Source organism: Niveibacterium sp. COAC-50 (assembly GCF_013184235.1).
GTDB classification, from domain to species: domain Bacteria; phylum Pseudomonadota; class Gammaproteobacteria; order Burkholderiales; family Rhodocyclaceae; genus Niveibacterium; species Niveibacterium microcysteis.
In genome coordinates this window covers 41,075-66,903 of sequence record NZ_JABCJM010000007.1, presented here as the reverse complement: position 1 = coordinate 66,903, position 25,829 = coordinate 41,075, and the positions used below count along the sequence as shown (strand labels likewise).

Annotated in this window: 22 protein-coding genes; 10 read left to right on the top strand and 12 right to left on the bottom strand. The window is 64.6% G+C overall.

All coding sequences use genetic code 11. From position 1 onward, the window contains the following. Positions 1–31: 31 nt before the first annotated feature. From HH302_RS19630 to acs, 4 genes are all read right to left on the bottom strand, one after another. Positions 32–1,513 (bottom strand): DUF294 nucleotidyltransferase-like domain-containing protein, encoded by a 1,482-nt coding sequence (locus HH302_RS19630; protein ID WP_172204275.1) that lies wholly within the window; start codon positions 1,511–1,513, stop codon positions 32–34. After that, positions 1,494–3,641 (bottom strand): exonuclease domain-containing protein, encoded by a 2,148-nt coding sequence (locus HH302_RS19625; protein ID WP_253946243.1) that lies wholly within the window; start codon positions 3,639–3,641, stop codon positions 1,494–1,496. The genes HH302_RS19630 and HH302_RS19625 overlap by 20 nt, the downstream gene beginning before the upstream one ends. Continuing rightward, the gene (locus tag HH302_RS19620; protein ID WP_172204273.1) at positions 3,638–4,009 is read right to left on the bottom strand and encodes a response regulator transcription factor; all 372 of its coding nucleotides are present in this window, start codon (positions 4,007–4,009) and stop codon (positions 3,638–3,640) included. The genes HH302_RS19625 and HH302_RS19620 overlap by 4 nt, the downstream gene beginning before the upstream one ends. A gap of 248 nt (positions 4,010–4,257) precedes the next feature. Beyond that, on the bottom strand, positions 4,258–6,234 hold the full coding sequence (gene acs / locus HH302_RS19615) for an acetate--CoA ligase (RefSeq protein WP_172204271.1): 1,977 nt from the start codon (positions 6,232–6,234) through the stop codon (positions 4,258–4,260). 247 nt (positions 6,235–6,481) lie between these two features. Here acs and HH302_RS19610 point away from each other — a divergent pair, with 247 nt between their 5' ends. After that, the gene (locus tag HH302_RS19610) at positions 6,482–7,042 is read left to right on the top strand and encodes a TIGR00645 family protein (protein ID WP_172204269.1); all 561 of its coding nucleotides are present in this window, start codon (positions 6,482–6,484) and stop codon (positions 7,040–7,042) included. A 23-nt stretch (positions 7,043–7,065) separates the two neighbouring features. Then, a complete protein-coding gene (locus tag HH302_RS19605) occupies positions 7,066–8,583 on the top strand; it encodes a fumarate hydratase (protein ID WP_172204267.1) in 1,518 nt (505 codons plus the stop codon). Positions 8,584–8,656: 73 nt separating this feature from the next. On the opposite strand, the gene HH302_RS19600 is transcribed toward HH302_RS19605, so the two are convergent. Continuing rightward, the gene (locus HH302_RS19600) at positions 8,657–9,868 is read right to left on the bottom strand and encodes an MFS transporter (protein WP_172204265.1); all 1,212 of its coding nucleotides are present in this window, start codon (positions 9,866–9,868) and stop codon (positions 8,657–8,659) included. Positions 9,869–10,102: 234 nt separating this feature from the next. Between HH302_RS19600 and HH302_RS19595 the strand changes: the two genes are divergently transcribed. Continuing rightward, complete coding sequence (locus HH302_RS19595; RefSeq protein WP_172204263.1) at positions 10,103–11,089, top strand: bile acid:sodium symporter family protein; 987 nt, start codon at positions 10,103–10,105, stop codon at positions 11,087–11,089. Positions 11,090–11,163: 74 nt separating this feature from the next. Beyond that, a complete protein-coding gene (locus HH302_RS19590) occupies positions 11,164–11,427 on the top strand; it encodes a hypothetical protein (RefSeq protein WP_172204261.1) in 264 nt (87 codons plus the stop codon). Between the two features lie 52 nt (positions 11,428–11,479). On the opposite strand, the gene HH302_RS19585 is transcribed toward HH302_RS19590, so the two are convergent. From HH302_RS19585 to argF, 6 genes are all read right to left on the bottom strand, one after another. Then, complete coding sequence (locus tag HH302_RS19585) at positions 11,480–11,800, bottom strand: pyrimidine/purine nucleoside phosphorylase (protein WP_172204259.1); 321 nt, start codon at positions 11,798–11,800, stop codon at positions 11,480–11,482. 79 nt (positions 11,801–11,879) lie between these two features. Continuing rightward, the gene (locus HH302_RS19580) at positions 11,880–12,107 is read right to left on the bottom strand and encodes a DUF2788 domain-containing protein (RefSeq protein ID WP_172204257.1); all 228 of its coding nucleotides are present in this window, start codon (positions 12,105–12,107) and stop codon (positions 11,880–11,882) included. 215 nt (positions 12,108–12,322) lie between these two features. Next, complete coding sequence (gene pfkA, locus HH302_RS19575) at positions 12,323–13,285, bottom strand: 6-phosphofructokinase (protein ID WP_172204255.1); 963 nt, start codon at positions 13,283–13,285, stop codon at positions 12,323–12,325. A 151-nt stretch (positions 13,286–13,436) separates the two neighbouring features. Next, entirely contained in the window at positions 13,437–14,666 is a 1,230-nt protein-coding gene (locus HH302_RS19570; RefSeq protein ID WP_172204253.1) for an argininosuccinate synthase, read from the bottom strand. Between the two features lie 154 nt (positions 14,667–14,820). Beyond that, on the bottom strand, positions 14,821–15,198 hold the full coding sequence (locus HH302_RS19565; protein ID WP_172204251.1) for a VOC family protein: 378 nt from the start codon (positions 15,196–15,198) through the stop codon (positions 14,821–14,823). An 18-nt stretch (positions 15,199–15,216) separates the two neighbouring features. Beyond that, the gene (argF, locus tag HH302_RS19560; RefSeq protein ID WP_172204249.1) at positions 15,217–16,146 is read right to left on the bottom strand and encodes an ornithine carbamoyltransferase; all 930 of its coding nucleotides are present in this window, start codon (positions 16,144–16,146) and stop codon (positions 15,217–15,219) included. A gap of 310 nt (positions 16,147–16,456) precedes the next feature. Here argF and HH302_RS19555 point away from each other — a divergent pair, with 310 nt between their 5' ends. Beyond that, positions 16,457–16,741 (top strand): DUF3579 domain-containing protein, encoded by a 285-nt coding sequence (locus HH302_RS19555; RefSeq protein WP_172204247.1) that lies wholly within the window; start codon positions 16,457–16,459, stop codon positions 16,739–16,741. A 75-nt stretch (positions 16,742–16,816) separates the two neighbouring features. Here the strand turns inward: HH302_RS19555 and rpsT are convergent, their stop codons facing one another. Next, positions 16,817–17,089 (bottom strand): 30S ribosomal protein S20, encoded by a 273-nt coding sequence (rpsT, locus tag HH302_RS19550; RefSeq protein ID WP_172204245.1) that lies wholly within the window; start codon positions 17,087–17,089, stop codon positions 16,817–16,819. 137 nt (positions 17,090–17,226) lie between these two features. Here rpsT and murJ point away from each other — a divergent pair, with 137 nt between their 5' ends. From murJ to HH302_RS19525, 5 genes are all read left to right on the top strand, one after another. Further along, complete coding sequence (gene murJ / locus HH302_RS19545; protein WP_172204243.1) at positions 17,227–18,759, top strand: murein biosynthesis integral membrane protein MurJ; 1,533 nt, start codon at positions 17,227–17,229, stop codon at positions 18,757–18,759. Positions 18,760–18,844: 85 nt separating this feature from the next. Beyond that, on the top strand, positions 18,845–19,471 hold the full coding sequence (locus HH302_RS19540) for a YbhB/YbcL family Raf kinase inhibitor-like protein (protein ID WP_172204241.1): 627 nt from the start codon (positions 18,845–18,847) through the stop codon (positions 19,469–19,471). Between the two features lie 24 nt (positions 19,472–19,495). Beyond that, positions 19,496–21,307: a cyclic nucleotide-binding and patatin-like phospholipase domain-containing protein gene (locus HH302_RS19535; protein ID WP_172204239.1), complete on the top strand. Its 1,812-nt coding sequence runs from the start codon at positions 19,496–19,498 to the stop codon at positions 21,305–21,307. Continuing rightward, positions 21,280–25,116, top strand: coding sequence for a non-ribosomal peptide synthetase (locus tag HH302_RS19530; protein WP_172204237.1), 3,837 nt, complete (start codon positions 21,280–21,282; stop codon positions 25,114–25,116). The genes HH302_RS19535 and HH302_RS19530 overlap by 28 nt, the downstream gene beginning before the upstream one ends. After that, positions 25,113–25,823, top strand: coding sequence for a TVP38/TMEM64 family protein (locus HH302_RS19525; protein ID WP_172204235.1), 711 nt, complete (start codon positions 25,113–25,115; stop codon positions 25,821–25,823). Before HH302_RS19530 ends, HH302_RS19525 begins: the two co-directional genes overlap by 4 nt. Positions 25,824–25,829: the final 6 nt, after the last annotated feature.

The following is a 25,829-nucleotide window of genomic DNA, read 5'->3' as shown; positions in this document are numbered from 1 at the left end:
CGAGAAGCTGCCGAGTATAGGGCGGTGGCGATCACAACCGGTAATCGGCGCGCAGGCGATCCTGCAGGCGGTTGGCCTGGCGGAAGGCGTGCTTCAGCACTTGCCGTTCGAGGTGGTTGATGCTGCGTACCGGATCGATGCGGTTGGGCGAACCGTACTCCGCTTCGCCCTTCTGGTTCTTCAAACGAAGTAGCTGGATGAAGTGGTAGCCATCAATCACGGCGGCAATGTCCTCGCCGCCGAAGGACACATGCCGCGATGCGTCGCGCAGGCGTTGCGCGGTGTTCGTCGCACGCAAGCCCTGCTCCAGCGCAAACAGCCGCGCGGCATCCACATAGGGGCGAACGCCATGCAGCTTCAGATCCAGGGTGCGCGGATGCTCGCTGTGCTTGTCGAACACAAAATCGCGGATCAAGCCGAGCGGCGGGCGCCCCTGCAGTGCATTGGCCGCCATCAGGCGCAGGAACAGGGCGCTGCCGACCGTGTGATCGAGCAGCCAGTCGCGCAAGGATTCGGCCAAGGCCGCATCGCCATACAACGGGCGAAAGTCGAAGAAGATGCTCGCGTTGAGCAGTGCAACCGGCTCGGCATGCGTGATCCAGCCGAGAAAGCGCGCACGCCACTCTTCCGCCGAGAGGCACCACTTCGGGTTGCCCGCCATGATCTCGCCCTTGCAGAGGGGGAATCCACAGTCTGCGAGCGCCGCATTCACCGCTTGCGCAAAGGGCAAGAACTGCGCACGCAGCGCCGCCGTATCGGCCTCGCCATTGGCTTCAAACAGGATGCCGTTGTCCTGGTCGGTGGCCAGGGTCTGCTCGAAGCGGCCCTCGGAGCCGAAAGCCAGCCAGCACCATGGCACATCCGGCAAGCTGTGTTGCGCCCGCACCAGGTCGATCGCATGCAAGGCAATCAGATCGTTGAGTGACGAAATCCACTGGATCGTCTGCTCGGCGGCCATGCCCTGTGCAACCAGCCGCGCCGAGAAGGCACGCACCGCATCCGCGGCAACCGCCAGCTGCGCGAGATCTCGCGCCGACAGCACTGCATTGACCACCTCTTCCGACGCGATCCGCTGCGCGCTGTAAAGATCGCCGCGCGACACCACGCCGGCGAGGCGGCCGTTGCGATCCATCACCGTCACGTAACGCACGTTGCGGCGCGCCATCAGAAGCACCGCCTCGTAGGCGGTCGCATCGGCGCCAAGTTTCACCACGCCGGGAGTCATCACCTCGGTCACGGGCCGCCACAGGTTTGCTTCTTCCGACAACACGACGCGCCGAAGCACATCGCCGAAGGTCAGGATGCCCTGCGGAATACCGTCCTCCGCGGCGATCAGCACCGAACCGATGCGGCCCGCATCCATCAGCTCCAGCGCTTCACGCACGCTGGCCTCGGGCGTGACGGTGACCGGCGCCCGCCGCACCAGTGCACGCAAAGGCGTGTGCAGTGAGAACGCCGTGCTCGCCGGCGTGCTGTCGGGCAATACCGGCGCCTCAGTATCGGATGCGGGCATAGAAGGTTTTCTCGGAGGCTTCGCGTGCTTCGCCAAGTGTCACGATACCGCGCTCGGCAAGCAAGGGGATCATGCGCAGGAACAACTGCCCCGTCACCAGCGCGTCGCCAGCCGCGTCGTGGCGGTCCAGCAAGGGTACGCCGAAGCGTTCGGCAATGGCGTCGAGCTTGTGGGTTTCCTGGTTCGGGTGCAGTACGGCGGAAAGCAGCAGCGTATCAAGCACCGGCTGATCAAAGCGCAGCCCCGTCGCGGCCTCCTTCAATTGAAGGAAGCGCATGTCGAAGGCGGCGTTGTGCCCCACCAGCACCGTCTCGTGCGCAAAAGCGTGAAAGCGCGGCAGCACGGTCAGGATGTCCGGCTCGCCGCGCAGCCGTTCGCGCGAGATGCCGTGTATCGCCTCCGAAGCGGGGTCGACCTCCCGACGCGGATCGACCAGTTGCTCAAAACGTTCACCGCGCAGCAGGCGGCCATTGACGATGCGAATCGCACCGATCTGAATGATTTCGTCACCGGCGGACGGGTCCAGACCCGTGGTCTCGGTATCGAAAACGGTGTAGGCCAACTCCGCGAGCGGGCGGTCTTCCAGCGCCCGGCCCCGCTCACCCCACGCGAAAAGGTCAAAGTCGTAGAACTCCGGCCGCGCCCCATCGCTCTCAGGCCCGCTCTGGACTTCGTCGCCGGCGCCCGCACGCGGTAACAGCACGCGAAACCACGACCGCGCGCTCGCACGCTCTCGCCCATAGGCGAGCTCGCCTTCGTGGCGACGCAACACCTCGCGGATCGAGCGCGGGCTGGTCTCGCCCGCCAGCAGCATGGGCTCCATTTCCCAGCCGGCGGCCGATTCGCTCGACAGCGCCGTGCCGCCCCACGACAACTCAACCTGCGCCATGCTGGCATCGCCGCGCAGCGCAAGGCGCACTTCGCGCGGCTCGATCGATTCGTACACCCGCTGGGCGAGCACCGTCAGCACTTGCACGATCGCAAAACTATCGACGCGCAGCCAGATCTCGGCATCGACGTCGTCGAGCTTGGTCAGCATACCGGTGCGGGCCTCGATGCGACGCTGCGCCGCGCCGACGAGGTCGACCCCGTGCATCGCCTCCAGCGCGGTGTTGCCGCGTAACACGTCGGAGAACTCGCGCGCCGTGTCGCTCACCCGCTCGCCAAGGCGAACCGCCTCATCGCGGATCACTTGAAGGAAGCGGCGCTGCTGGCTCGCGTCCAGGTCATCGAATTCAATCAGGTTCTCGGCCGCTGCGCGGATGCTGGCAAGCCCGCCCCGCTGCGATTGCGTCAGCAGCTCGACCAGGCGATCACGCCGTGCCGCCTGCTCAGACTCGCGCGTAATGTCTTCGGTGAGGATCAGATAGCCATTCAGGCGCTCCATGACCGGCCGTTCGGTATCAGCGTCGAGCACCGGCGACACTCGGGCGCGGATCAGGCGCCCGGCGGCGGTTGCAGTGACGAAACTGACCACCACGCGCCCGTTCACGCGCGCCATCTGGCGCCACAGCCGATCGCGCGTGTGCGCGAGCAGGCGGCGGTCAAACACCGATTCGATCGGCCGCCCGAGTCCGATCAGACCACCGTCGCCGATGCCGCCGAACAGATCGCGCGCATGGCCGTTGTAGAGCAGGATGCGCCCTTCCCGGTTGCAGGCGAGCACGCCTTGCGGCATTTCGGTGACCAGTGCGGCGAGCTGGTTGCGCTCGCGCTCCACGGTTGCGCGCGCCTGCTCGGCTCGTAACTCGGCATCGCGCCGCGCGGCCTCGAAGGCAATGATCAGGCGATTTACGCGACCGGCAAGTTCGACGAGCTCGGGCGCACCGCTCGGTTCGATCGCACGCCCATGCTGGCCACCCAGCACCAGTTCAACATCGTCGGCCATGCGCAGCGCCGCCGGGGCATAGCGCTCGCCAAACTTCCACGCCAGCGCCGCGGCAAGCCCACTGGCGACCAAGCCCACCAGCACCAGAAGCGGCCACTGGTTGCTCAGCAGCGTGGCTAGCGCAGCGCGTGCAGCCTCATCGAGCTCACTGCGGACGGCCACAGCGGCGAGCAAGACCGCCAGCAGCGGCAAAGCTGCCAGCACCACACACCACACGATCCGCTCACGCTTCGCGCTCAAGCATCCCCCGTTGCCAGGCGCGCGACGCGCTCAAGGAATTCCCGGGTCGGGAACGGTTTGGCAAGAAAATCCGCCGCCCCCACCGCACGCGCCTTGGCCGCATCGGCCTCGCGTGCGCGCGACGCAAGCATCAGCACCGGCGGCGCGAGCCGCTCCGCACTCACCGCACGGCAAAGCTCGAACCCATCGAGCGCGCCGCGTTGCTCATCGGCAATCACGACCACATCGGCGGCTTCGCTGACAACGCGTTCGACCAACTCCGCGGCGTGTTCGACCACCACCACCACGTACCCGGCGCGATGCAGCAAGAACTCGAGCGAGACAACGATTGATTCGTCCGGATCGGCGATCAGGACACGCTTGGCCATTTCTCTCCTCCTCGCCCGCCTTACGTTGAAGCGGGCTTTTGGTATCCACTGCCTGTGTGACGCCCGGTCAATCGACGCCGGGCAGGCAGCAGTGGAATTGTGCGCCATCAAGCCGCTTGGCGCAGAGAAAACGAACGGTAAGGGCGTCCCCCAACGCCCTTACCGTTTCAATACCGCCGGCGCTCGGCGCCGGCGATTTCCCCTGCTAGCCAATCAGGGCGGCGGCAGCACGCGGCTGCCGCCAGGCATCAGGCCTTGAGCTGATCGAGGATCGCCGGATTCTCAAGCGTGGACACGTCTTGCGTGATTTCCTCGCCCTTCGCCAGCGCACGCAGCAGGCGCCGCATGATCTTGCCGGAGCGGGTCTTCGGCAGGTTCTCGCCGAAGCGGATGTCCTTGGGCTTGGCGATCGGGCCGATTTCCTTGCCGACCCAGTCCTGCAGTTCCTTGATCATCTTCTTCGCCGCATCGCCGGTCGGGCGCTCGCCCTTGAGTACCACGAAGGCACAGATCGCCTCACCGGTCAGTTCGTCCGGACGTCCGACGACGGCTGCTTCGGCGACCAGCGGGTTCGCCACCAGGGCCGACTCGATTTCCATCGTGCCCATGCGGTGGCCCGAGACGTTCAGCACGTCGTCGATGCGGCCGGTGATGGTGAAGTAGCCGTTGTCCTTGTCGCGGATCGCGCCATCGCCCGCGAGGTAGTACTTGCCCTGGAAATCCTGCGGGTAGTAGCTCTTCTTGAAGCGCTCCGGGTCACCCCAGATGGTGCGGATCATCGACGGCCAGGGTTTCTTCACGACCAGGATGCCGCCCTGCCCCCAAGGCACGTCATTGCCGGTCTCATCGACGATCGCGGCCTGAATGCCCGGGAACGGCAGCGTGCAGGAGCCCGGCACCAGCGTGGTCACGCCCGGCAGCGGCGTGATCATGTGGCCGCCGGTTTCCGTCTGCCAGAAGGTATCGACGATCGGGCATCGCGCGCCGCCCACGTTGTCGTAGTACCACTGCCACGCGGCGGGGTTGATCGGCTCGCCGACCGAACCCAGGAGACGCAGACTGTCGAGCTTGTACTTGGTCGGATGAACCGCGGGATTCACATCTGCCGCCTTGATCAACGACCGAATCGCGGTCGGTGCGGTGTAGAAGATCGACACCTTGTGCGACTCGATCATCTTCCAGAAGCGGCCGGCATCCGGATAGGTCGGCACGCCTTCGAATACGATCTCGGTTGCGCCGCAAGCGAGCGGACCATAGGTGATGTAGGTGTGGCCGGTGACCCAGCCGATATCGGCGGTGCACCAGAAGACATCGTCCGGCTTGATGTCGAAGGTCCACTTCATCGTCAGCACCGCGTGGAGCAGGTAGCCGCCCGACGAATGCTGCACGCCCTTCGGCTTGCCGGTGGAGCCCGAGGTGTAGAGCAGGAACAGCGGGTGTTCCGCATCGACCCATTCCGGTTCGCAGGTCTCGCTCTGGTTCGCGATCAGCTCATGCAGCCAGACGTCGCGGCCTGCGGTCATCGGAATCGAGCCGCCGGTGCGCTGATACACCACGACGTTCTTGATCGACTCGCAACCGCCCATTGCGAAGGCCTCATCGATGATCGGCTTGAGCGGAATCGCCTTGCCGCCACGGCACTGCTCGTCCGCAGTGATCACCGCCACCGCGCCGGCATCCTGGATGCGTTCCTGCACGCTCTTGGCCGAGAAGCCGCCGAACACCACCGAATGCGTCGCACCGATGCGGGCGCATGCCTGCATCGCGGCAACGCCTTCCACCGACATCGGCAGGTAGATCAGCACGCGATCGCCCTTCTTGATGCCGATCGATTTCAAGCCGTTGGCGAACTTGCTGACCAGCGCGAGCAACTGCTTGTAGGTGACCTTGGTGACCTTGCCGTCATCCGCCTCGAAGATGATCGCGACCTTATCGCCAAGCCCTGCCTCGACATTGCGATCGAGACAGTTGTACGAGACGTTCAGCTTGCCGTCTTCAAACCATTTGAAGAAAGGTGCGTTCTCGGCACCCAGCGTCTTCGTGAAGGGCTGCTTCCAGCTCAGATGCTCGCGCGCCAGCCGGGCCCAGTAGCCTTCATAGTCGGTCTCGGCTTCCTTGCAGAGGGCTTCGTACGCAGCCACACCGGACACGGCGGCAGCTTTGACAACCGCCTCCGACGGCGGGAATACGCGGTGTTCATGCGTTGCGGTTTCGACGTTCGACATCGCCACTAGCCTCCTCGGGTTCTGACTGGTTTGAGTGCCGTTCGGCCCTTTTGATCTGCCCGCAGGCAAACGAAGCGACCCGGCTCTTATGGGTCTGAATTACATCGGCAGCGCCTTACGCAGCTCTTACATAAGACTTGGGGCTTTCCCGCACAGAGCGCCATCGACGGCCTGCTAGAATCCATTGCTGCACTGCGGCGCTTAAACGCGCAACACCACCAACCCCAAGCAATTCCCAAAAGAAACCATGAGCACAAAAGCCATCAACGCGCTTGAGAAATTCATCTTCGCCAGCCGCTGGCTGCAAGCCCCGCTCTACCTGGGCCTGATCTTCGCCCAGGGCGTCTACGTCTATAAGTTCCTCGCAGAGCTGTACCACCTGGTGTCGCACGCGACCTCGCTGTCTGAAGTCGAGATCATGCTGATCGTGCTCGGCCTGATCGATGTGGTGATGGTTGCGAACCTGCTGATCATGGTCACCGTGGGCGGTTACCAGACCTTCGTCTCGAAACTCGACCTCGATGAGCATCCGGATCAGCCGGAATGGCTCAGCCATGTGAACGCCGGCGTGCTGAAGATCAAGCTCGCCACCGCGCTGATCGGCATCTCATCGATTCACCTGCTGAAGGTGTTCATCGACGTGGGCAACAAGATGAGCCAGGCCACCGACGCCTTCCAGCTCATGGTGATCGAGCACGGCGTGATGTACCAGATCGGCATCCATGTCACTTTCGTCATCTCCGCGCTGGTGATGGCGTACACCGACCGCATCATGAACAGCACGCTGCTCATGGGCAAAGACCACTGATCAATCCGGGGGGGAGAGACCACATGACCATCATCAAGCAGAGCGACCTGATCGACAGCGTCGCCGGCGCCTTGCAATACATCAGCTACTACCACCCGGTCGACTACATCACCAACCTGGCGCGCGCCTACGAGCTCGAAGAGAGCCCCGCCGCCAAGGACGCGATGGCGCAGATCCTGATCAACTCGCGCATGTGCGCCGAAGGCCACCGCCCGATCTGCCAGGACACCGGCATCGTCACCGTATTCGTCAAGGTCGGCATGGACGTGCGTTGGGAGGGCTTCACCGGCTCGCTCGACGACGCCATCAACGAAGGCGTGCGCCGTGCCTACAACGATCCGGACAACAAGCTGCGCGCCTCGATCCTGCTCGACCCGGCCGGCGCCCGCAAGAACAGCAAGGACAACACGCCGGCGGTGATCCACTACTCGATGGTGCCGGGTGACAAGGTCGACATCACCGTCGCCGCAAAGGGCGGTGGCTCCGAGAACAAGTCGAAGATGGTGATGCTCAATCCGTCCGATTCGATCGTCGACTGGGTGCTCAAGACCGTGCCGACCATGGGCGCCGGCTGGTGCCCGCCGGGCATGCTCGGCATCGGCATCGGCGGCACCGCCGAGAAGGCCGTGCTGCTGGCCAAGGAAGCGCTGATGGACCCGATCGACATGCAGGAGCTGCTTAAGCGCGGCCCGCAGAACCGCATCGAGGAGCTGCGCATCGAGCTGTACGAGAAGGTCAATGCGCTAGGTATTGGCGCACAGGGTCTCGGCGGCCTCACCACGGTGCTGGACGTGAAGATTCTCGACTACCCGACGCACGCCGCCTCGCTGCCGGTGGCGATGATCCCGAACTGCGCCGCGACCCGCCACGCGCACTTTGTGCTCGACGGCTCCGGCCCGGTCTTCCTCGACCCGCCCTCGCTCGCGGACTGGCCCAGCCTCACCTACGACGCTTCCAAGGGCAAGCGCGTGAATCTGAACGCAGTCACCCGCGAGGAAGTCGCCTCCTGGAAGCCGGGCGACGTGCTGCTGCTCAACGGCAAGATGCTGACCGGCCGCGACGCCGCGCACAAGCGCATGGTCGACATGCTCAACAAGGGCGAGGCGCTGCCGGTCGATCTGGCCGGCCGCTTCATCTACTACGTCGGGCCGGTCGACCCGGTGCGTGACGAAGCCGTCGGCCCCGCCGGCCCCACCACCGCCACGCGCATGGACAAGTTCACCGAACAGGTGCTGGCGCAAACCGGTTTGCTGGGGATGATCGGCAAGGCCGAACGTGGCCCGGCGGCGATCGAGGCGATTAAGAAGCACCAGTCGGTGTACCTGATGGCCGTCGGCGGCGCCGCATACCTCGTATCCAAGGCGATCAAGACCGCCAAAGTGGTCGGCTTCGCCGATCTGGGCATGGAAGCGATCTACGAGTTCGACGTGGTCGACATGCCGGTCACCGTGGCCGTGGATTCGCTCGGCACCTCGGTGCACCAAACCGGCCCGGCCGAGTGGCAGGCGAAGATCGGCAAGATCCCGGTCAAGACCGTCTGAGCGTTTCTGCTCGGATAGTGAAGCGGCGGGCGCTTTGGCGCCGCGCCGCTTTTCTTTTGGCAGCTGCAGGGGCTTACGTCACCGCCGGCGCAGGTCGCCGCACCGTGCGGCGATACAGCAGCCCACACAACAAGCTGGCTACTCCGCAAGCCGCGAGCGTGTCGCGGATGCCCAGCACATGACCGAAGCTCCCGACGGCGAAGCTGCCCAAAGGCGCGATGCCCAGGAAGGCCATCGAGTACAGCGCCATCACCCGACCGCGGAAGGCATCTTCGACACGTGTCTGGATCAGCACATTGCTGCCCCCAACGGCCAGGATCACCGCAAAGCCGACCCCCATCAGCAACGCCGTCGCAAGCCAATGCCACGGCGTCAGCGCGAAACCGGCGAGGCAGGCCCCAACCGCTGGCGCCGCCCACGCCACCCAGCGCGCGATTCGTCGCGGTTCGCCGTGCGTCGCCAGCAGCAGGCTGCCAGCAAGCGAGCCCGCACCCGCACTGCCGACCAGGAAGCCATAGGTGCGCGCATCGCCGCCGAAGATCTCGCGTGCGAACACCGGCAGCATCACCGCATAGGGCGTTGCGAGGAAGCTGATGCTCGCCACCAGCAGCAAGGACAGCCGGATGAACGGATGCGCCACAGCGTAGGCGACGCCCTCGCGCAATGCCTGCAGCGCCGGCGCCTGCACGCGCGGCGGCGCAGGCTCCAGGCGGATCGCTACCAGCGCCAGTAACACCGCAAGATACGAAGCCGCATTGAGCACGAAACAGGCCGTCTCGCCGAACGAGGCAACCACAATGCCGGCCAGTGCCGGGCCAACGAAGCGTCCGCCGTTCATCAGCATCGAATTCAGCGCGATGGCGTTGGGCAGGTGCTCCGGGTCATCAACCAGTTGCACGGCAATCGCCTGCCGCACCGGCACATCCAGCGCGTTGACGCAGCCAAGCAGGAAAGCCAGGCCAATCAGAATTGCCGGTGTGACCAAGCCGAAGCCGGCAAGCACCGCCAACAACACCGCCTGCAGCATCGCCACCGCCTGCGTCCAGATCATCAGGCGGCGCCGGTCGAACCGATCCACCCATACGCCGCCGAACGAACCGAAGACCAGAATCGGGATCTGGCTGGCAAAGCCGATCGTGCCGAGCACGAAGGCGGAATTCGACAAACGGTAGGCCAGCCAGATCATCGCGATCTGCTGCATCCAGGTGCCGGCGAGCGAGATCAACTGGCCAGCGAAGTACAGGCGGTAATTGCGCGACTTCAGCGCGCGGAGGAATGCGGGCACGGGGCGTCCAGACTGGCCGCTGCGCGGATAGCAGCGGCATCACCGTTGTGACCAGGCATTGTCCCGCAGGTTTCGCACCGCCGATTTGCGCTGCCTGAAAGGCGGCGCATCTACGACGAAAAACGCCTCGTCTCCGACCACGTCACCCGCTCGCTTGCGCGACAATTCGATCCACTTGCGAACGCGAACCTGCGCCACTTACCCCCGACCGGCGCAACGGATCGAAGGATATTCATGCTGGCCCGCCTCAGACGTTTCGGAATCGACGGTTTCCTGCTCAGCCTCATCGCGGCGGTGGTCCTCGCCTCACTTTGGCCCGCACTGCTGAGGACGGGCGGGCTGATCCACATCGATGTGTTCACCACCTACGGCGTGGCGCTGGTGTTTCTGCTCTACGGCCTGACCCTGTCGCCTCAGAAGATGCGTGAAGGCATCGTTAACTGGCGCCTGCACCTGCTGGTACAAGCCTCGACCTTCCTGCTGTTCCCGCTGCTCGGTATCGGCTTCCACCAGCTCTTCGGGCAGCGGCTCGACCCGGCGCTTGCGCTCGGCGTGTTTTACCTCTGTGCCCTGCCCTCGACCGTATCGTCATCCGTCGCAATGACCTCGATCGCACGAGGCAATGTGCCCGGCGCAATCTTCAACGCCAGCCTCTCCAGCCTGATCGGCGTATTCATCACGCCGCTCTGGATCAACGCCTATCTGAATGCGCAGGGCAGCGGCATGGCACTCGGCCCGGTCATCCTGAAGATCGTGCTGCTGGTGCTGCTACCGATCGTGCTCGGCCAGCTGCTGCGCCCCTTCGTGCTGCGCTGGGTCGAGGCACACCTCGCAGCAGCAAAGCTGCTCGACCGCGCGACGATTCTGGCGATCGTAGCCAATTCATTCGCCGACTCGGTCGCCGACGGCGTTTGGGCGGCCCACGGTTTGCGCACGCTGCTACTGATCGCGGCGATCTCGATCGCGCTGTTCGCGCTGATGTTCGCGCTGACGAGCCTCTTGTGCCGTAGCTTTGGCTTCAGCCGGGAAGACCGCATCGCGGCCATCTTCTGTGGCTCGAAAAAGTCGCTTGCGAGTGGCGTGCCGATGGCGAAGATCATGTTCGGCGGCAATCCGGCGCTCGGCCTGATCATCGCGCCGATCATGCTGTTTCATCTGCTGCAGTTGATCATGGTCAGCGTGATTGCCCGACGCTTCGCCGCCGAGGCTACAAAAGCCTGAGCTGCGCTTGCCGCGCGCCAAGCGCCTTGCCAGAATCGAAGCACAGCCACACTCACGCGCCGGGAGGCATCAACATGGCAATACGCTACATGGTCATCGAGTTCATCGACGGCAAGAAGGAAACCTTCACCTTCCCGGAACAACTCGAATCGGAAGCGGGCAAGAAGGTTGGTATCGAGCGCTTCCTGCAAAGCCCCTGGATCATTGTGGAAACCGAGAGCACGGTGCTCGCCTTCCCGGTCGCCAACATCAAGAGCGTGCAGTTTTCCGGTGCGATCGACGACCGGCACGCGCTACCGCTGCCGGCCGTCACGATCCGCGGCGCCGAGCAGCGTTAAGCCCGCCCCGGCAGCGCCGCCCGCTCCGCGTTGCGCGGAGCGGTCAAAGCCGTCAGCCGAAGTGGCAGACGTAATGCAGGGTGTCCAGCGTTTCGATATCGAAGCTACTGTTGCCCGGCACGTTGAAAGACTGGCCTGCCACGTACTCCACCGCAGCCGTGGCGCCGGCGAGTTTGACGCGGCAACGCCCGTCGATGACTTCCATGATCTCCGGCGCGCCGGTGTTGAAGGTCAGGCTGGACGGCAGAATCACACCGACCGACTTGCGCGTGCCATCGGCGAACTGCACCGTGTGGCTGACGCACTTGCCATCGAAGTAGACATTGGCTTTCTTGACGACCGACACGCCGTCGAACTGATCCGCTGCAGACATCAGACTCTCCGAATTGAGCTGGAAATGAAAAAGGCCACGGATTATAGCCGTGGCCTCTCGTCGTCCTGCGGAATGGGCGTTACTCGATGCCCAGCACCTTCGCAATCACCGACTTTGCCATGAAACCGAACATGCCGGTGCCAAGCGCAAAAAACAGCACTGCAGTGCCAACCTTGCCCGCTTTCGACTCGCGCGCAAGATTCCAGATGATGAAGAACATGTAGGCGATCAGCGCGGTCAGGAAGAACTTGAGCGACAAGTCTTCAAACTGCGCAACGGTCAGGCCGAACAGGGTGACGGTTTCCATGGGCTCTCTGATTATGGGATTTGTCCAAACCCAAGCTCCATGAACCGGCTTTGGACAAATACCAGAGCGCGCGATTTTACCCAGCGTGCCCGCACCGCACAATAAGAAAATTGCCTACATTTCAGCAACTTGGCCTGACGCCACGCTGACAATACGCGCAGCGCCAAAAAGACAAAAGCCGCCCGGAGGCGGCTTCTTCTTGGCGCAAAACCGCGTCAGAACAGCTTGGCGCTCAGATCGAACAGTTCCTGGTTGAACGGGCGCTTCATGTTCTCGATACAGTCGATGATGTCGTGATGCACCATCTCGTTGTGCTGCAGACCGATACAACGGCCACCGTGCCCCTGCAGCAGAAGTTCGACGGCAAATGCGCCCATGCGGCTTGCGAGCAGGCGATCGCGCGCGGTCGGCGAGCCACCACGCTGGATGTGGCCGAGAATCGTGGCACGGGTTTCCAGTTCGGTACGTGCTTCGATTTCCTTGGCCAGCGCGTTCACATCGGTCACATGCTCGCAGATCACGACCAGCGCATGGCGCTTGCCGCGAGCGATGCCAGCCTCGATCTGCGACAGCAGCGACGCCTTGTCGAACGGCTGCTCCGGCACCACGACGAACTCGGCACCGCCGGCCACCGCGGCCGACATCGCGAGGTCACCGCAGTGGCGGCCCATCACCTCGACGACCGAGATGCGCTTGTGCGAACTGGAGGTGTCGCGCAGGCGGTCGATCGCTTCGAGGATCACGTTCAACGCGGTGTCGAAGCCGATCGTGAAGTCGGTACCGGCAATATCGTTGTCGATCGTGCCCGGCAAGCCGATGCAGGGGTACCCCATTTCGGTCAGCTTCTTGGCGCCCATGTAGGAGCCATCGCCGCCGATCACGACCAGCGCATCGATCGCGTGCTTCTTCAGGTTCTGAATCGCCTCGCGACGCACCGACTCTTCCTTGAAGGCCGGGAAGCGGGCAGAGCCGAGGAAGGTGCCTCCACGGTTGATGACGTCCGACACGCTGTAGCGCTCGAGCTTCTCGATGCGGTCTTGGTGCAGGCCGAGGTAACCATCGTGAATACCGTAAACCTCAAGCCCGCTGGACAGGCCCGCACGCACCACCGCGCGGATCGCCGCGTTCATGCCGGGCGAATCGCCACCGCTGGTCAGGACACCGATTTTCTTGATCATGCTGCGCCTCATTCTTGAACGAATCTAGGGGGTCAATTCGGGGGATCAATCCGTCTGACGCTGCCCGGCGGGGTGGTTCCACCGCTCTCGGCAGCGAGCGCGGCCTTGAAACGCAAGGGCCGCCCTAAGGCGGCCCGCACTACTTCAAAGCTCAGGCACCGCGCTTGCGACGCGCATTTTCCGCGATTCGCATACGCAAAGCATTGAGCTTGATGAAACCTCCTGCATCCGCCTGGTTGTATGCGCCGCCGTCGTCGTCGAAAGTTGCGATGGTTTGATCGAACAAGGTGTCCTTCGAGTCACGCGCCACGACCGACACCGAGCCCTTGTAGAGCTTCACGCGCACCCAGCCATTCACGTTGGTCTGCGTGTGGTCGATCAGCACCTGCAGCGCGCGGCGCTCCGGCGCCCACCAGTAGCCGTTGTAGATCAGGCTGGCGTAGCGCGGCATCAGATCGTCCTTCAGGTGCGCCACTTCGCGATCGAGCGTGATCGACTCGATGCCACGGTGCGCCTTGAGGAGAATCGTGCCTCCCGGGGTTTCGTAGCAGCCGCGCGACTTCATGCCGACATAGCGGTTCTCGACCAGATCCAGACGGCCAACGCCGTGCTTGCCACCCAGCTCGTTGAGCTTGGCCAGCACTTCGTGTGCGGCAAGGCGGGTTCCGTTGATCGCCACGACGTCACCGCGCTCGAATTCCAGATCGACGTACTCGGGCGCGTCCGGTGCCGCTTCCGGCGACACGGTCCAGCGCCACATCGATTCTTCAGCTTCGTTCTTCGGGTCTTCCAGATGGCGGCCTTCGAACGAGATGTGCAGCAGGTTGGCGTCCATCGAATACGGCGCGCCACCGTTCTTGTGCTTCATCTCGACCGGGATACCGTGCTTCTCGGCGTAAGCCAGCAGCTTCTCGCGCGACAGCAGATCCCATTCGCGCCACGGCGCGATGACCTTGACGTTCGGCATCAGCGCATAGGCACCAAGCTCGAAACGGACCTGGTCATTGCCCTTGCCGGTCGCACCGTGGGAGATCGTGTCAGCGCCGGTCTGGCGCGCGATGTCGATCAGGCGCTTGGCAATCAGCGGGCGTGCAATCGAAGTACCGAGCAGGTACTCGCCTTCATACACGGTGTTGCAGCGGAACATCGGGAAAACGAAATCGCGGACGAACTCTTCGCGCAGATCGTCGATGAAGATGTTTTCCGGCTTGATGCCGAACTTCAGCGCCTTGGTACGCGCCGGCTCCAGCTCTTCACCCTGACCGAGGTCGGCGGTGAAGGTCACCACTTCGCACTGGTAGGTGTCTTGCAACCACTTCAGGATGACCGACGTATCCAGGCCACCGGAGTAGGCCAGAACGACTTTCTTTGCTTCACTCATTTCCGTTCCTCGATGATTCCGACGCATCACCCACCGGCAGGCTCAAAGTGGTGCATACAGGCCGGGTAGGTCACCATTCGCGCTGAGCGTGCCGATGCGCGAACAGGATCCTGCACAGCCCCCGCCCGGCGTTCGGGGGCCAGACTAATCTTTGTCACTCAGGGTCGTGGCATACCGCCTCGACGTTGTTGCCTTCAGGGTCGATCACAAACGCGCCGTAGTAACCCGGATGGTAGTGCGGGCGCAGACCCGGCGCCCCGTTGTCACGCGCCCCCGCAGCCATGGCCGCGGCGTAGAAAGCGTCGACCGCAGCGCGGTTCGGTGCCCGCCAGGCGAGATGGCAGCGCGTCGTCACATCCGCTGCGCTGACAAACCAGGTATCGATCTTGCTGTCACAGGCAAAGCCCAGCACCCGGACCCCGTCATGCACCGCATCGTAAGCCGGCAAGTAACCCAACGGCGCCAGCGCCGCCGCATAGAACGACTTCGTACGCTCGATATCGGATACACGAAAGGTCATGTGATCGATCATGGTGCAGCCTCCGTCAGCTTACTTTCCGTCAACCCGCCCCATCACCAGATACTCAAGCAAGGCCTTCTGCGCATGCAGGCGGTTTTCGGCCTCTTCCCACACGACGCTCTGCGGCCCGTCGATCACTTCTGCCGACACCTCTTCACCACGATGCGCCGGCAAGCAGTGCATGAACAGCGCACCGCGGTTGGCCACTCGCATCATGTCGGCATCAACCTGCCAGTCGGCGAAAGCCTTGATCCGTGCTTCGTTTTCCGCCTCGAAACCCATCGAGGTCCACACGTCGGTCGTAATCAGATCGGCGCCGCGCGCGGCTTCCATCGGATCGGCAAATTGCTCGAAGTGACCCGTGCCGTAGAGGTTCGCCCGCTCGGGTTCGACCTCGTAACCCGGCGGCGTCGACACACGGACGTTGAAGTCCAGCACCTCAGCCGCTTGCAGCCAGGTGTTGCAGACGTTGTTGGAGTCACCGATCCAGGCCACGGTCTTGCCCTGGATCGGGCCACGCTGCTCGATCCAGGTGTAGATGTCCGCCATGATCTGGCACGGGTGGTATTCATTGGTCAGGCCGTTGATGACCGGCACGCGCGAGTTGGCCGCGAAGCGCTCGACGATACCCTGCTCAAAGGTGCGGATCATCACGACGTCCGACATGCGCGACATGACCTGCGCAGCGTCTTCCACCGGTTCGCCACGGCCCAACTGCGAATCGCGCGTATTCAGGTAGATCGCCGATCCACCGAGCTGGAACATGCCGGCCTCAAAAGACAGCCGCGTGCGCGTGCTGGCTTTCTCGAAAATCATCACCAGCGTGCGGTCGAACAACGGATGGTAGGGCTGGTAGCGCTTGAACTTGTCCTTGATCCAGCGTGTCCGCTCGAAGAGGTAATCGAACTCTTCACGCGAAAAGTCGTTGAACTGAAGAAAGTGCCTGGGCGCAGTCGCCATCATCATCTCGCTCGGCCGCGATCCGTATCGCGCGCGGCCCCGTTGGTCATGCAGTTGGTGGTGCGTTGCTCTGAGTACTCGATGCGATCGCGTCAGGCTGACGTCAGCCGCATAGAGGAACCTTCAATTTTACGGCAGCCGTCAAATCACGTCGACCCAATGGAACTTTCTGCCGCAACACCGATTGCAGCCCATACGCCACCGTCCGGCTTTGGCGCCCCCGCCCGCTCTGCTAGAATCCGCGCCACACAACGTTTCAGACCGGTAGTTCAACGGGGTCACAAACCCTCGTCAGGCCCCGGAGCACGCCATGTCGATTGAGAGTTTCGTGATCGTCGGCCTCACGCGCGAGGGCCGCAAATTCCGCCCGAGCGACTGGGCCGACCGCCTGTGCGGCATCATGTCGGCCTTCGGCGCCGAAAAACGGATGCGCTACTCGCCCTATGTGCGGCCTGGATGCACGCTGGGTGGCGAGAAGTGCGTGGTTGTCGACAAGCGGCTGCACGAACTCGAACCGCTCGCCTACAACTTCCTCGTCAACTTCGCGAAGGACAACGACCTTCAGGTCGATCCGCTCGCCGACGAACAAGGCTAAGCCGCACCGAAGGCGAGGCACAAAAGAAAACGGCTTCCCAAGGGAAGCCGTTTTTCATGCCAGATTAGCAAGAACTCAGGCGGTAGCGCCCAGTGCCTTGATCGCAGCCGACAGACGCGACTTGTGACGGGCAGCCTTGTTCTTGTGGATGATCTTCTTGTCAGCGATCGAATCGATGGTGCTCATCGACTGGTCGAAGACTTGCTTTGCAGCTGCCTGATCGCCCGCGTCGATGGCCTTACGAACCGCCTTGATCGCGGTGCGCAGGCGGGAACGGAGGCTGGCGTTGTGAGCTCGCGCCTTGAGCGCCTGGCGCGCGCGTTTGCGGGCTTGTACCGAGTTGGCCATGTTGGAACGTCCAGTTAGTATTCGTACAGAAAGCCGGCGATTTTAACGACCTTCTGCTAATTAGGCAAGCACTTAAGTTGCCCGCGGCATGCGGGGGTGGCTATCATCCCCTGCTTAGCTTCCCTCCGGCAAACTCAGTGAATCTCCTCAAGGCTCTTGCGACAGTCAGCGGCATGACCCTGCTGTCGCGCATCCTCGGCTTCGTTCGGGACTTTGTCATCGCGCGCGCATTCGGCGCCGGCATCGCGACAGACGCATTCTTCGTTGCCTTCCGCCTCCCCAACCTGCTGCGGCGGCTCTTCGCGGAAGGCGCGTTCTCGCAGGCCTTCGTGCCGATTCTGTCGGAATACAAGAACCGCCGCACCGAGGAAGACACCCGCGCGCTGGTGGACCATGTGGCAAGTCTGCTCGGCATCGCCGTGGCCCTGGTGGCGCTGCTCGGCGTGATCTTCGCGCCCGCCGTGATTCTGGTTTCGGCGCCGGGCTTCGCCAAGAACGCGGACAAGTTCGCCCTGACCGTCGAACTCACTCGCATCACCTTCCCGTACATCCTTTTCATGGCGCTGGTCGCGCTGGCAGGCGGCATCCTGAATGCGTGGAGCCGTTTCTCGGTGCCGGCATTCACACCGGTGTTGCTGAACGTCGCTTTCATCGTGATGGCGCTATTCGCCGCGCCATACTTTGATCCGCCCGTGCTGGCACTGGGTTGGGCGGTGTTTCTCGGCGGCATCCTGCAGCTGGCCTTTCAGGTGCCTGCACTGAAGAAGATCGGCATGCTGCCGCGCTTCCGCCCCGACTGGTCCGATCCCGGGGTGCGTCGGGTACTTAAATTGATGGCGCCAGCCACGCTGGGCGTATCGGTGGCGCAGATCAGCCTGCTGATCAACACCATCTTCGCCTCCTTCCTTCCGACCGGCTCGGTTTCGTGGCTCTACTACGCCGACCGCCTGATGGAATTCCCCTCCGGCATGCTGGGCGTGGCACTCGGCACAATCTTGCTACCAAGCCTGTCCAAACTGCACGCCAAAGGCGACCACGAGGAATTCGCGGCCCTGCTCGACTGGGGGCTGCGCCTGGCACTGCTGCTTACGCTGCCCGCGGTGGTGGGTATCGGCATCCTGGCTGTGCCGCTCGTAACAACGCTCTTCCACCATGGCGCCTTCTCGGCCAATGACGTGATGCAGACGCGCTCGGCGCTGACCGCCTACGCCGTGGGCCTCTCGGGCATCATCCTGGTGAAGATCCTGGCGCCGGCGTTCTATTCGCGGCAGGACATCAAGACGCCAGTGAAGATCGCATTGCTGACACTTTGCGTGACACAAGCACTTAACCTCGCCTTCATCGGGCCGTTGAAGCATGCTGGGCTTGCGCTGTCGATCGGCCTGGCGGCAACGCTCAATGCCGCGCTACTGTTCCAGGGGCTGCGCAGCCGCGGCATCTTCAAACCGCAGCCGGGCTGGGGCCGCTTTGCTATGCGGCAGGCCGGTGCGTTGGTGGTGATGGCGGTGGCGTTGTGGCTGGGCATGGGTGGCGAGCAACGCTGGCTCGAAATGCACGGCCTGCAACGCGTGCTCTGGCTCACGGCGGTGGTGTGTGGCGGCGCGGCCATCTACTTCGCAACCCTGTTCGCGCTCGGCTTCCGAGTCGCCGACTTCCGCCGGCGCGCTTGAGAGGCTGGACGTGGCATCGGACGGATTTCGCAGTTCCTGCCGGTAGCGGTTCGCCGCCGGCGCAATGACACCCAGGGAGGCACCCATGAAGCTCTGGAGTAACAGCATTCGCGACGGCGCACCGATCCCAGGCGAGTTCGCCTTCGCAGTCCAGGCCACGCACGGCCATGTCGCGCTGTCGGCCAACCGCAACCCGCACCTCGCCTGGTCCGGCGCGCCCGCCGGCACCCGCTCCTACGCCCTGATCTGCCACGATCCGGACGTCCCGAGCCGCGGTGACGACGTCAATCAGGAAGGCCGCAGCGTGCCGATCACCTTGCCGCGGGTGGATTTCTTTCATTGGGTGCTGATCGACATCCCGGTCGGCATTGACGAGATCGCCGCCGGCAGCTTCAGCGACGGGGTCGTGGCCCGCGGCAAACCCAGCGCCGGCCCGCTCGACACCCGCCAGGGGCTCAACGACTACACCGGCTGGTTTGCCGGCGACGCCGACATGGCGGGCGAATACCACGGCTACGACGGCCCGTGCCCGCCGTGGAACGACGAACTGCCGCACCGCTACATCTTCACGCTATACGCGCTCGACACCGATCGGGTGCCGATCGAAGGCCGCTTCGGCGGCGCCGAGGCGCGCGCGGCCATCGCCAAGCACATCCTGGCGCAGGCCTCATTCACCGGCCGCTACACGCTCAACCCCGCAGTCCGCCTCTAAGCCTGCGCCCACACGGGAACCGCCATGCCCGACGCCAGTTACGACGCGGCACGGATCGGCGACATCCTGCGCGGCAGTCGCCTGTTCGGGCAGATTGACGACGCGGCGCTGTCGCAACTCGTCGCGCTGCTCAAACCGGTCCGCAAAGCCGCGGGCGAAGTGGTCTATCGCGAGAAAGAGCCCTCAGGGAGCCTCGTGATCGTGCTGGCCGGCAGGCTGCGGGTATCCCGCAACGACCGGGAAGGGAATCTGCTGCTCTACAACGAGCTTTGCCCGGGCGAGTGCATCGGCGAGACCGGCATGATCCTGCAGCAGCCGCGCACGGCCGACGTCGTGGCCTTGCGCGACTCGACGGTGGCGGAGCTCAGCCGCGCCGACTACGAAACGCTGCTGCAGCAAAACCCGCTGGTATTCAGCCAGATCTTTTCTCAAGCGATCTACCACTACCTGCGCCACCTGCCCCAGATCGCAGAGCGCAAGCGAGCGCAGGCCTTCGCGATCATCCCGCTGCATCGTGGCGAGGAGGCCGCCTTGCTCGCACGCGGCCTCGCCCAAGCGTTCGCGGCGCGGCGGGTCACGCACCTCCGCCCGCCATCGCCCGGCGAAGCCGTGGACGATCAGGCGATCGCCCGCCGCCTTGGCACCGTGGACGCGATGGAAGTCTCGGCCGACTTCATCCTGTACGAAGCGGAAGCGGCGCTCTCGCCCTGGACAAAGTTCGCCGTGCGGCAAGCCGACCAGGTGATCTTCGTTGCGCGCAGTACCGACCCCCCAACGGTTGGCGCGCTCGAACAACAACTCCGCATGGAGCCGGGGCTGACCTACAAGCGGCAGCATCTGGTGCTGTTGCATCCAGCCGGGACAAGCGCGCCAACCGCGCCGGCGCCGTGGCGCGCGGCGCGTGAGGTGGAGCGGATCTACCTCCAGCGACAAGACGCGCCCGGTGACCACGAGAGCCTTGCGCGTTTTCTGACCGGACACGCAACCGGCATCGTGCTCGGTGGTGGCGGTGCGCGCGGCTTCGCGCATCTGGGCGTGCTACGGGCGCTCGAAGAAGCCAACATCCCGATCGACCTGATCGGCGGCAACAGCATGGGCGCCCTGATTGGGGCGCAGTACGCCTGCGGCATTGGCTTTGACGATATCCGCGAGAACATCCTGCGCTTCACGCGCACCGGAGAGCGACCGTCGCTGCCCGTGATTTCGGTACTCTCCGGACGGCGAATCGAACGCGAGTTGCGGCGCCTGTTCGGCGACGCCACGGCCGACGCGCTCTGGCGCCCATACTTCGCCGCCGCCTGCAACCTGAGCCAGGCCTGCACCACAGTGCAGGACACCGGCCCGCTATGGCGCGCCGTGCTGGCCAGCAACTCGCCGGCCGGGCTATTGCCGCCGGTGCTGCTCAACGGCGATCTGCTTGTCGACGGCGCCATACTCGACAACGTGCCGGTGGAAGCGATGCGGACACGGCTCGGCACCAAACTCGAAAAACGCCGCGGCAACGGCACCGTGATCGCCGTCGATGTGGACGTGCGCGAAGCGCTGCAGGTCGATGCCGAAGTCAAACGGCTGTCACCCTGGCGCAAGATCCGCGGCCATATGTCGGCCGACGCGCCGGTGGTGCCCGGCATCGGCGACATCCTGTACCGCGCCAGCCACATGGGTGGCCTCACCCAGCGTGGTCGCACGATCGCCCTCTCTGACTACTACCTTGAGCCACCGGTCGCGGAGTTCCCCTTGATGGCCTACCGCCGCGCGCGCGAGATCGCTGAGGCGGGCTACCGCTACGCCAGCGCCGAGATCGAACGATGGGATCGCCAGAACTTCGCGCTGTAGTGCAGGGTTTGCTGCCGCTGTCGCTCAGCCAGCATGAAGTCTGGCTCGATCAGCGCGCGTGGCCTGGCAGCCCGCACTTGATCATCGGCGGCGGCATCCTGTTCAAGGGTCGCCTCGATCGCCTGCTGCTTCAGGCTGCACTCGATCGCACCGTGGCGGAATGCGAAGTGCTGAGGCTCGTGCCGCAGGCAGCGGGCGGTCAACAACTGCTCGCAGCCCATCAGCAAGCGCTCGTCTTCGCAGAGATCGCAGCGAACCTGCCCATGCGCGAGGCAGTGCAGCGATGGTGGAACGCCTCGCTGGCAACCCCGTTCGCACTGGATGGCCCGCCGCCGTGGCGTATCGCGCTGCTCAGCGCCGGTGAAGCGGAGCATTGCGTGGTCATCCAGTTTCACCATCTAGTCATGGACGGCTGGGGTACCACGCAGATCATGGCGCGCTGGGCGGCCCACTATGCCGCGCTCGTCGCCGGCGACGCACAGCCAGCGGCCGAAGACGGCGACTACCGCTGCTTCATCGATGAATCACTTGCCTATCGCGCATCGCAAGACTTCGCCGACGACGGCGCCTTCTGGGCGGCGCAGCTGCCGAGCTTGCCGCCGCCGCTGTTTGAACGCCACAGCGCCGCCCGCGCCGACCATCACACTCGCCTGCCGGCCGCCACACTCAGCCGGTTGCCGCTGCCGCGCACCGACTATCAGCAGATCGTCGCGGCCGCCAACGCACCGGGCCAGAGCGCTTTCTGCGTCTTCCTCGCCGCGCTTGCGCTCTATTTTTGCCGCGTGCGCGGACTGAGCGAGATCGTCGTCGGCGTGCCCAGCCTCAACCGCAACGGCAAGCGCCACAAACGCACGCCCGGCATGTTCGTCGGCGTGCTGCCATTGCGGATTAACGTGACGCCCGAGGATACGGTGGCGAGCCTGATCGCCGGCATCAGCCGCACGCTGCGCAGCGCGCTGCGCCATGCGCGTTACCCGTTGAGCGAAGTCGCTCGCCAGTTGCAGGCCATCCGCAGCCATCGCGACAGCGTGTTCGACGTGCTGCTTTCCTTCGAACGGCAGGACTACTCGGTGCGCTTCGGCGAAGCCTGTGCCGTGGATTCCTGGCAGCTCTTCTCCGGCGTGGCTCGCTACCCGCTCGGGCTCACCGTATGCGAATTCGACGACAGCGGTGACCTGGAATTAGTGCTTGAGGGCAGCTCCGCCTGTTTCGCGGAGGGCGAACTTGCGCTGCTCGGCCGCCGCATCCGCCATGTGATGTGCGAGATCGCCCGTCAGACCAGCCTGCCGGTGGCGGCGATAGACATCCTGCCGCCCAACGAACGTGCCGCGGTGCTCGATGGCGTGCACCGCGGGCTGCTGGAAACGGTGTCCCCTGCAAGCTTCATCGCTCAGTTCGAAACCCAGGCGCGACAGGCGCCCGACGCACGGGCACTGGTTTGGGATGGCGGCAGCCTCAGCTACGGCCAGCTCAACCTCCACGCCCAAGCGCTGGCCACCCGGCTACGCGGCGCCGGTGCCGCACGCAATTTGATCGTTGCAGTCTGCATGCGGCGTTCTGCCGACATGGTCGTGGCGCTATTGGCCATCGCCAAAGCCGGCGCGGCCTTCCTTCCGCTCGATGTCGACGCGCCGGACGCGCGCCTGGCAGTTGTGCTGCAGGAGAGCCAAGCGGTGGCGGTGCTGGTTGATCCGGCGGAGCGCCCGCGGATCGCGGCGCTGCATCCGCAGCCAATCGCGCTTGGGCCGCTGCCCAGTTCGCCGGGCAACAATGCCGCACCCACGTGGCCTGCGCCCGCGCAAGACGATCTCGCCTACGTACTCTTTACCTCGGGCTCAACCGGCCGGCCCAAGGGCGTCATGATCGAGCACGGCGCCCTCGCACGGCGAATCGCATGGCTCGCTCGCGAATGGGCGATTGGCCCGACTGATCGCTCAGCGCAGGCGACTCAGATCACCTTTGACCCAGCCCTCATCGAACTGATACTGCCCCTTGCCTGCGGCGCCAGCGTTGCACTGCCGCCACCGGGCCGCTTGGCACCGGAGGCGGTGGCGGAATTCTCGGCACGCCACGGCGTTACGTTCACCAGCTTCGTGCCATCCACCCTGCGGCGCTTCGTCGATGCCGCCGGCGGGATGCCGCGCCTGCAATTGCGTGTTGCGTGTTGCGGTGGCGACGTTCTGCCGCCAGCACTGGCGCAACGTTTCCGCGAGACCTGCGGCGCACGGCTCTACAACGTCTACGGCCCCACGGAAGCCTGCATCTTCGCGACGGCCTGGCCCTGCAGCGCGTCGGACGGCGACGGCGCACTGCCTGTCGGACGCCCGGTGGACGACACACGCATTTACGTGCTGGACGATGCGGGACGCCCCGCTCCCTTCGGCTGCCAGGGCGACATCTGGATTGGCGGCAACACGATCGCTCGCGGCTACCTCAACCGGCCGGATCTGGACGCTGATGCTTTTGCAGCCGACCCATTCCGCACCGCCGGACGCATGTATCGCACCGGTGACCGCGGCTGGCTCACGACGGATGGCACGCTGCACTTCGCCGGCCGCAGCGACCGCCAGATCAAACTGCGCGGCTATCGCATCGAACCAGCCGAAATCGAAGCCGCGCTGCTCGCAGTAGGCGGCGTGAATCAGGCGGCCGTACGCCTTGTCGACGCGGATCACAAGCCGCGCCTGCATGCCTGGGTTGCAGCCGACGGGCAGGACACAGCTGCACTCAACCGCCATCTGCGCAGTCACCTGCCCGACTACATGCTGCCAGCCGGCATCACGATCCTCGCCACCCTTCCGCTCAACAGCACCGGCAAGGTCGATTACGCCGCGCTACCGGAACCTGCCAGCCCGAACCACGGCGACACCACCCGCCAGCCGCGCACAGCGCTGGAGCGCGATCTGCTCGGGCTGTGGGAGGCCGGGTTGAAGATGCACAGCATCGGGATCGATGACGACTTCTTCGAACTCGGCGGCGACTCGCTCGCGGCGGTCGACATCCTGGCCGGCGTTCAACGCCTGACGGGCAAGTCTGCCTCGCTGCTGATGCTGACTGAAAACCCCAGCGTCGCGCTGCTCGCCGAGGCGCTGCAGGATGAGGCAGGCCCGACGCGCCTGATGCTGCCGCTCGGCCAGCAGAGTGGCCGCATCACCCTGTATGTCGCCGCGTCGGGGCATGGCGACCTGATGCGCATGCAAGCGCTGGCACGAGCGCTGGGCCCGGAGATCAACCTGTTCATGCTGCAGCCGCCCACCTCCGGCAAACTCGCCGACATGGCCGACCTCGCAGCGCAATACGCAGACAAGATCGCCCAGCATGCGCGTCAGCCGGTGATGCTGGCGGGATTCTCGGTTGGCGGCATTGCGGCGCTCGAAACCGCGCGTACGCTGCAGGCGCGCGGCGTGACGGTGCGCGGGCTGGTGCTGATCGACACCGTCTATCCGGGCCCGCTGCTGCGTCGCCCGCGCTTCTGGCGGCTGCTCGCGTGGCTGACGCGCAGCCTGTACGTGCAGGAACTCAGCATGAACGGCCGACGCCTCGGCGCAATGTTCGCCGACACCGGCCTGGTGGCCCAGGTCATGGCCCTCCACGACTACCGGCCGCAGGCCTTTGCGGGCCGCAGCTGCCTGATCAAGTCGTCTGGTCTGGCGAACTGGGATCGTTGGCTGTTCCGACCCTGGCTGCGTCTCGGCCAAGGCGCGTTGGCAACGCGCGAGATCGCCGGGCTGCACGGCTCGGTTTTCGAAGTCGGCCATGTGGAAGCCCTCGCCGCCGCGCTACGCGCCGAACTTGGCGAACCCGATTGAGCGCACCGATGCACCACGGCCACACCGAGGCACACCACGCGCGTTTGCGCCATCGCCGCCGCGGCTTCTTTCTGGCAATCGCGGCGGTCATCGGGCTAGCGCTGGCATGGCAACTCACGCCACTGCGCGACACGCTGGACCTCAATCGCATGGTGGCCGGTCTTCGCCAGCTCGGTCAGCAACTTGGCCCGGCCGCAGCCGTCGGCAGCTTCGCGCTGGCTTGCGTGATCGCTGTGCCGCTGTCGATTCTGATGCTCGTTTGCGCGCTGGCATTCGGGCCGACGCTCGGCATCGTGTATGGCATCTGCGGTGCGAGCCTCGGCGCCGCGCTGAGCTTCCTGTTCGGTCGCTGGCTCGGGCAGGAGGCGATCAGCCGCGTGGCCGGCCCGCGCGTGCGCTACATCAGCCAGCGCTTGGGGCATCGCGGCGTGCTCAGCTCGATCGCGCTGCGGCTGGTGCCCGTGGCGCCCTTTGCGTTGGTGAACATGGTGGCCGGGGCAAGCACGATCCGCCTGCGCGACTTCCTCTTCGGCAGCGCGATCGGCATGTTGCCGCTGGTATTGGTGAGTGCTGTGTTCGCCGAGCAGATCGTGAACGCCGCAACACGACCCGGTTGGCTGACGCTGCTGTTTGTCGGGATCACGCTGGCGCTGGTGGTGGGTGGCAGCGCGGTGTTGCGCCGGTGGTGGCGCGAGGCGGAAGACTGAGATGAG

What these genes read in the sequence shown, in the direction of transcription:
- HH302_RS19630 (WP_172204275.1), bottom strand. Translation starts at nt 1,513, where the DNA reads ATGCCCGCATCCGATACTGAGGCGCCGGTATTGCCCGACAGCACGCCG.
- HH302_RS19620 (WP_172204273.1), bottom strand. Translation starts at nt 4,009, where the DNA reads ATGGCCAAGCGTGTCCTGATCGCCGATCCGGACGAATCAATCGTTGTC.
- acs (WP_172204271.1), bottom strand. Translation starts at nt 6,234, where the DNA reads ATGTCGAACGTCGAAACCGCAACGCATGAACACCGCGTATTCCCGCCG.
- HH302_RS19610 (WP_172204269.1), top strand. Translation starts at nt 6,482, where the DNA reads ATGAGCACAAAAGCCATCAACGCGCTTGAGAAATTCATCTTCGCCAGC.
- HH302_RS19605 (WP_172204267.1), top strand. Translation starts at nt 7,066, where the DNA reads ATGACCATCATCAAGCAGAGCGACCTGATCGACAGCGTCGCCGGCGCC.
- HH302_RS19595 (WP_172204263.1), top strand. Translation starts at nt 10,103, where the DNA reads ATGCTGGCCCGCCTCAGACGTTTCGGAATCGACGGTTTCCTGCTCAGC.
- HH302_RS19590 (WP_172204261.1), top strand. Translation starts at nt 11,164, where the DNA reads ATGGCAATACGCTACATGGTCATCGAGTTCATCGACGGCAAGAAGGAA.
- HH302_RS19585 (WP_172204259.1), bottom strand. Translation starts at nt 11,800, where the DNA reads ATGTCTGCAGCGGATCAGTTCGACGGCGTGTCGGTCGTCAAGAAAGCC.
- HH302_RS19580 (WP_172204257.1), bottom strand. Translation starts at nt 12,107, where the DNA reads ATGGAAACCGTCACCCTGTTCGGCCTGACCGTTGCGCAGTTTGAAGAC.
- pfkA (WP_172204255.1), bottom strand. Translation starts at nt 13,285, where the DNA reads ATGATCAAGAAAATCGGTGTCCTGACCAGCGGTGGCGATTCGCCCGGC.
- HH302_RS19570 (WP_172204253.1), bottom strand. Translation starts at nt 14,666, where the DNA reads ATGAGTGAAGCAAAGAAAGTCGTTCTGGCCTACTCCGGTGGCCTGGAT.
- HH302_RS19565 (WP_172204251.1), bottom strand. Translation starts at nt 15,198, where the DNA reads ATGATCGATCACATGACCTTTCGTGTATCCGATATCGAGCGTACGAAG.
- argF (WP_172204249.1), bottom strand. Translation starts at nt 16,146, where the DNA reads ATGGCGACTGCGCCCAGGCACTTTCTTCAGTTCAACGACTTTTCGCGT.
- HH302_RS19555 (WP_172204247.1), top strand. Translation starts at nt 16,457, where the DNA reads ATGTCGATTGAGAGTTTCGTGATCGTCGGCCTCACGCGCGAGGGCCGC.
- rpsT (WP_172204245.1), bottom strand. Translation starts at nt 17,089, where the DNA reads ATGGCCAACTCGGTACAAGCCCGCAAACGCGCGCGCCAGGCGCTCAAG.
- HH302_RS19540 (WP_172204241.1), top strand. Translation starts at nt 18,845, where the DNA reads ATGAAGCTCTGGAGTAACAGCATTCGCGACGGCGCACCGATCCCAGGC.
- HH302_RS19535 (WP_172204239.1), top strand. Translation starts at nt 19,496, where the DNA reads ATGCCCGACGCCAGTTACGACGCGGCACGGATCGGCGACATCCTGCGC.
- HH302_RS19530 (WP_172204237.1), top strand. Translation starts at nt 21,280, where the DNA reads ATGGGATCGCCAGAACTTCGCGCTGTAGTGCAGGGTTTGCTGCCGCTG.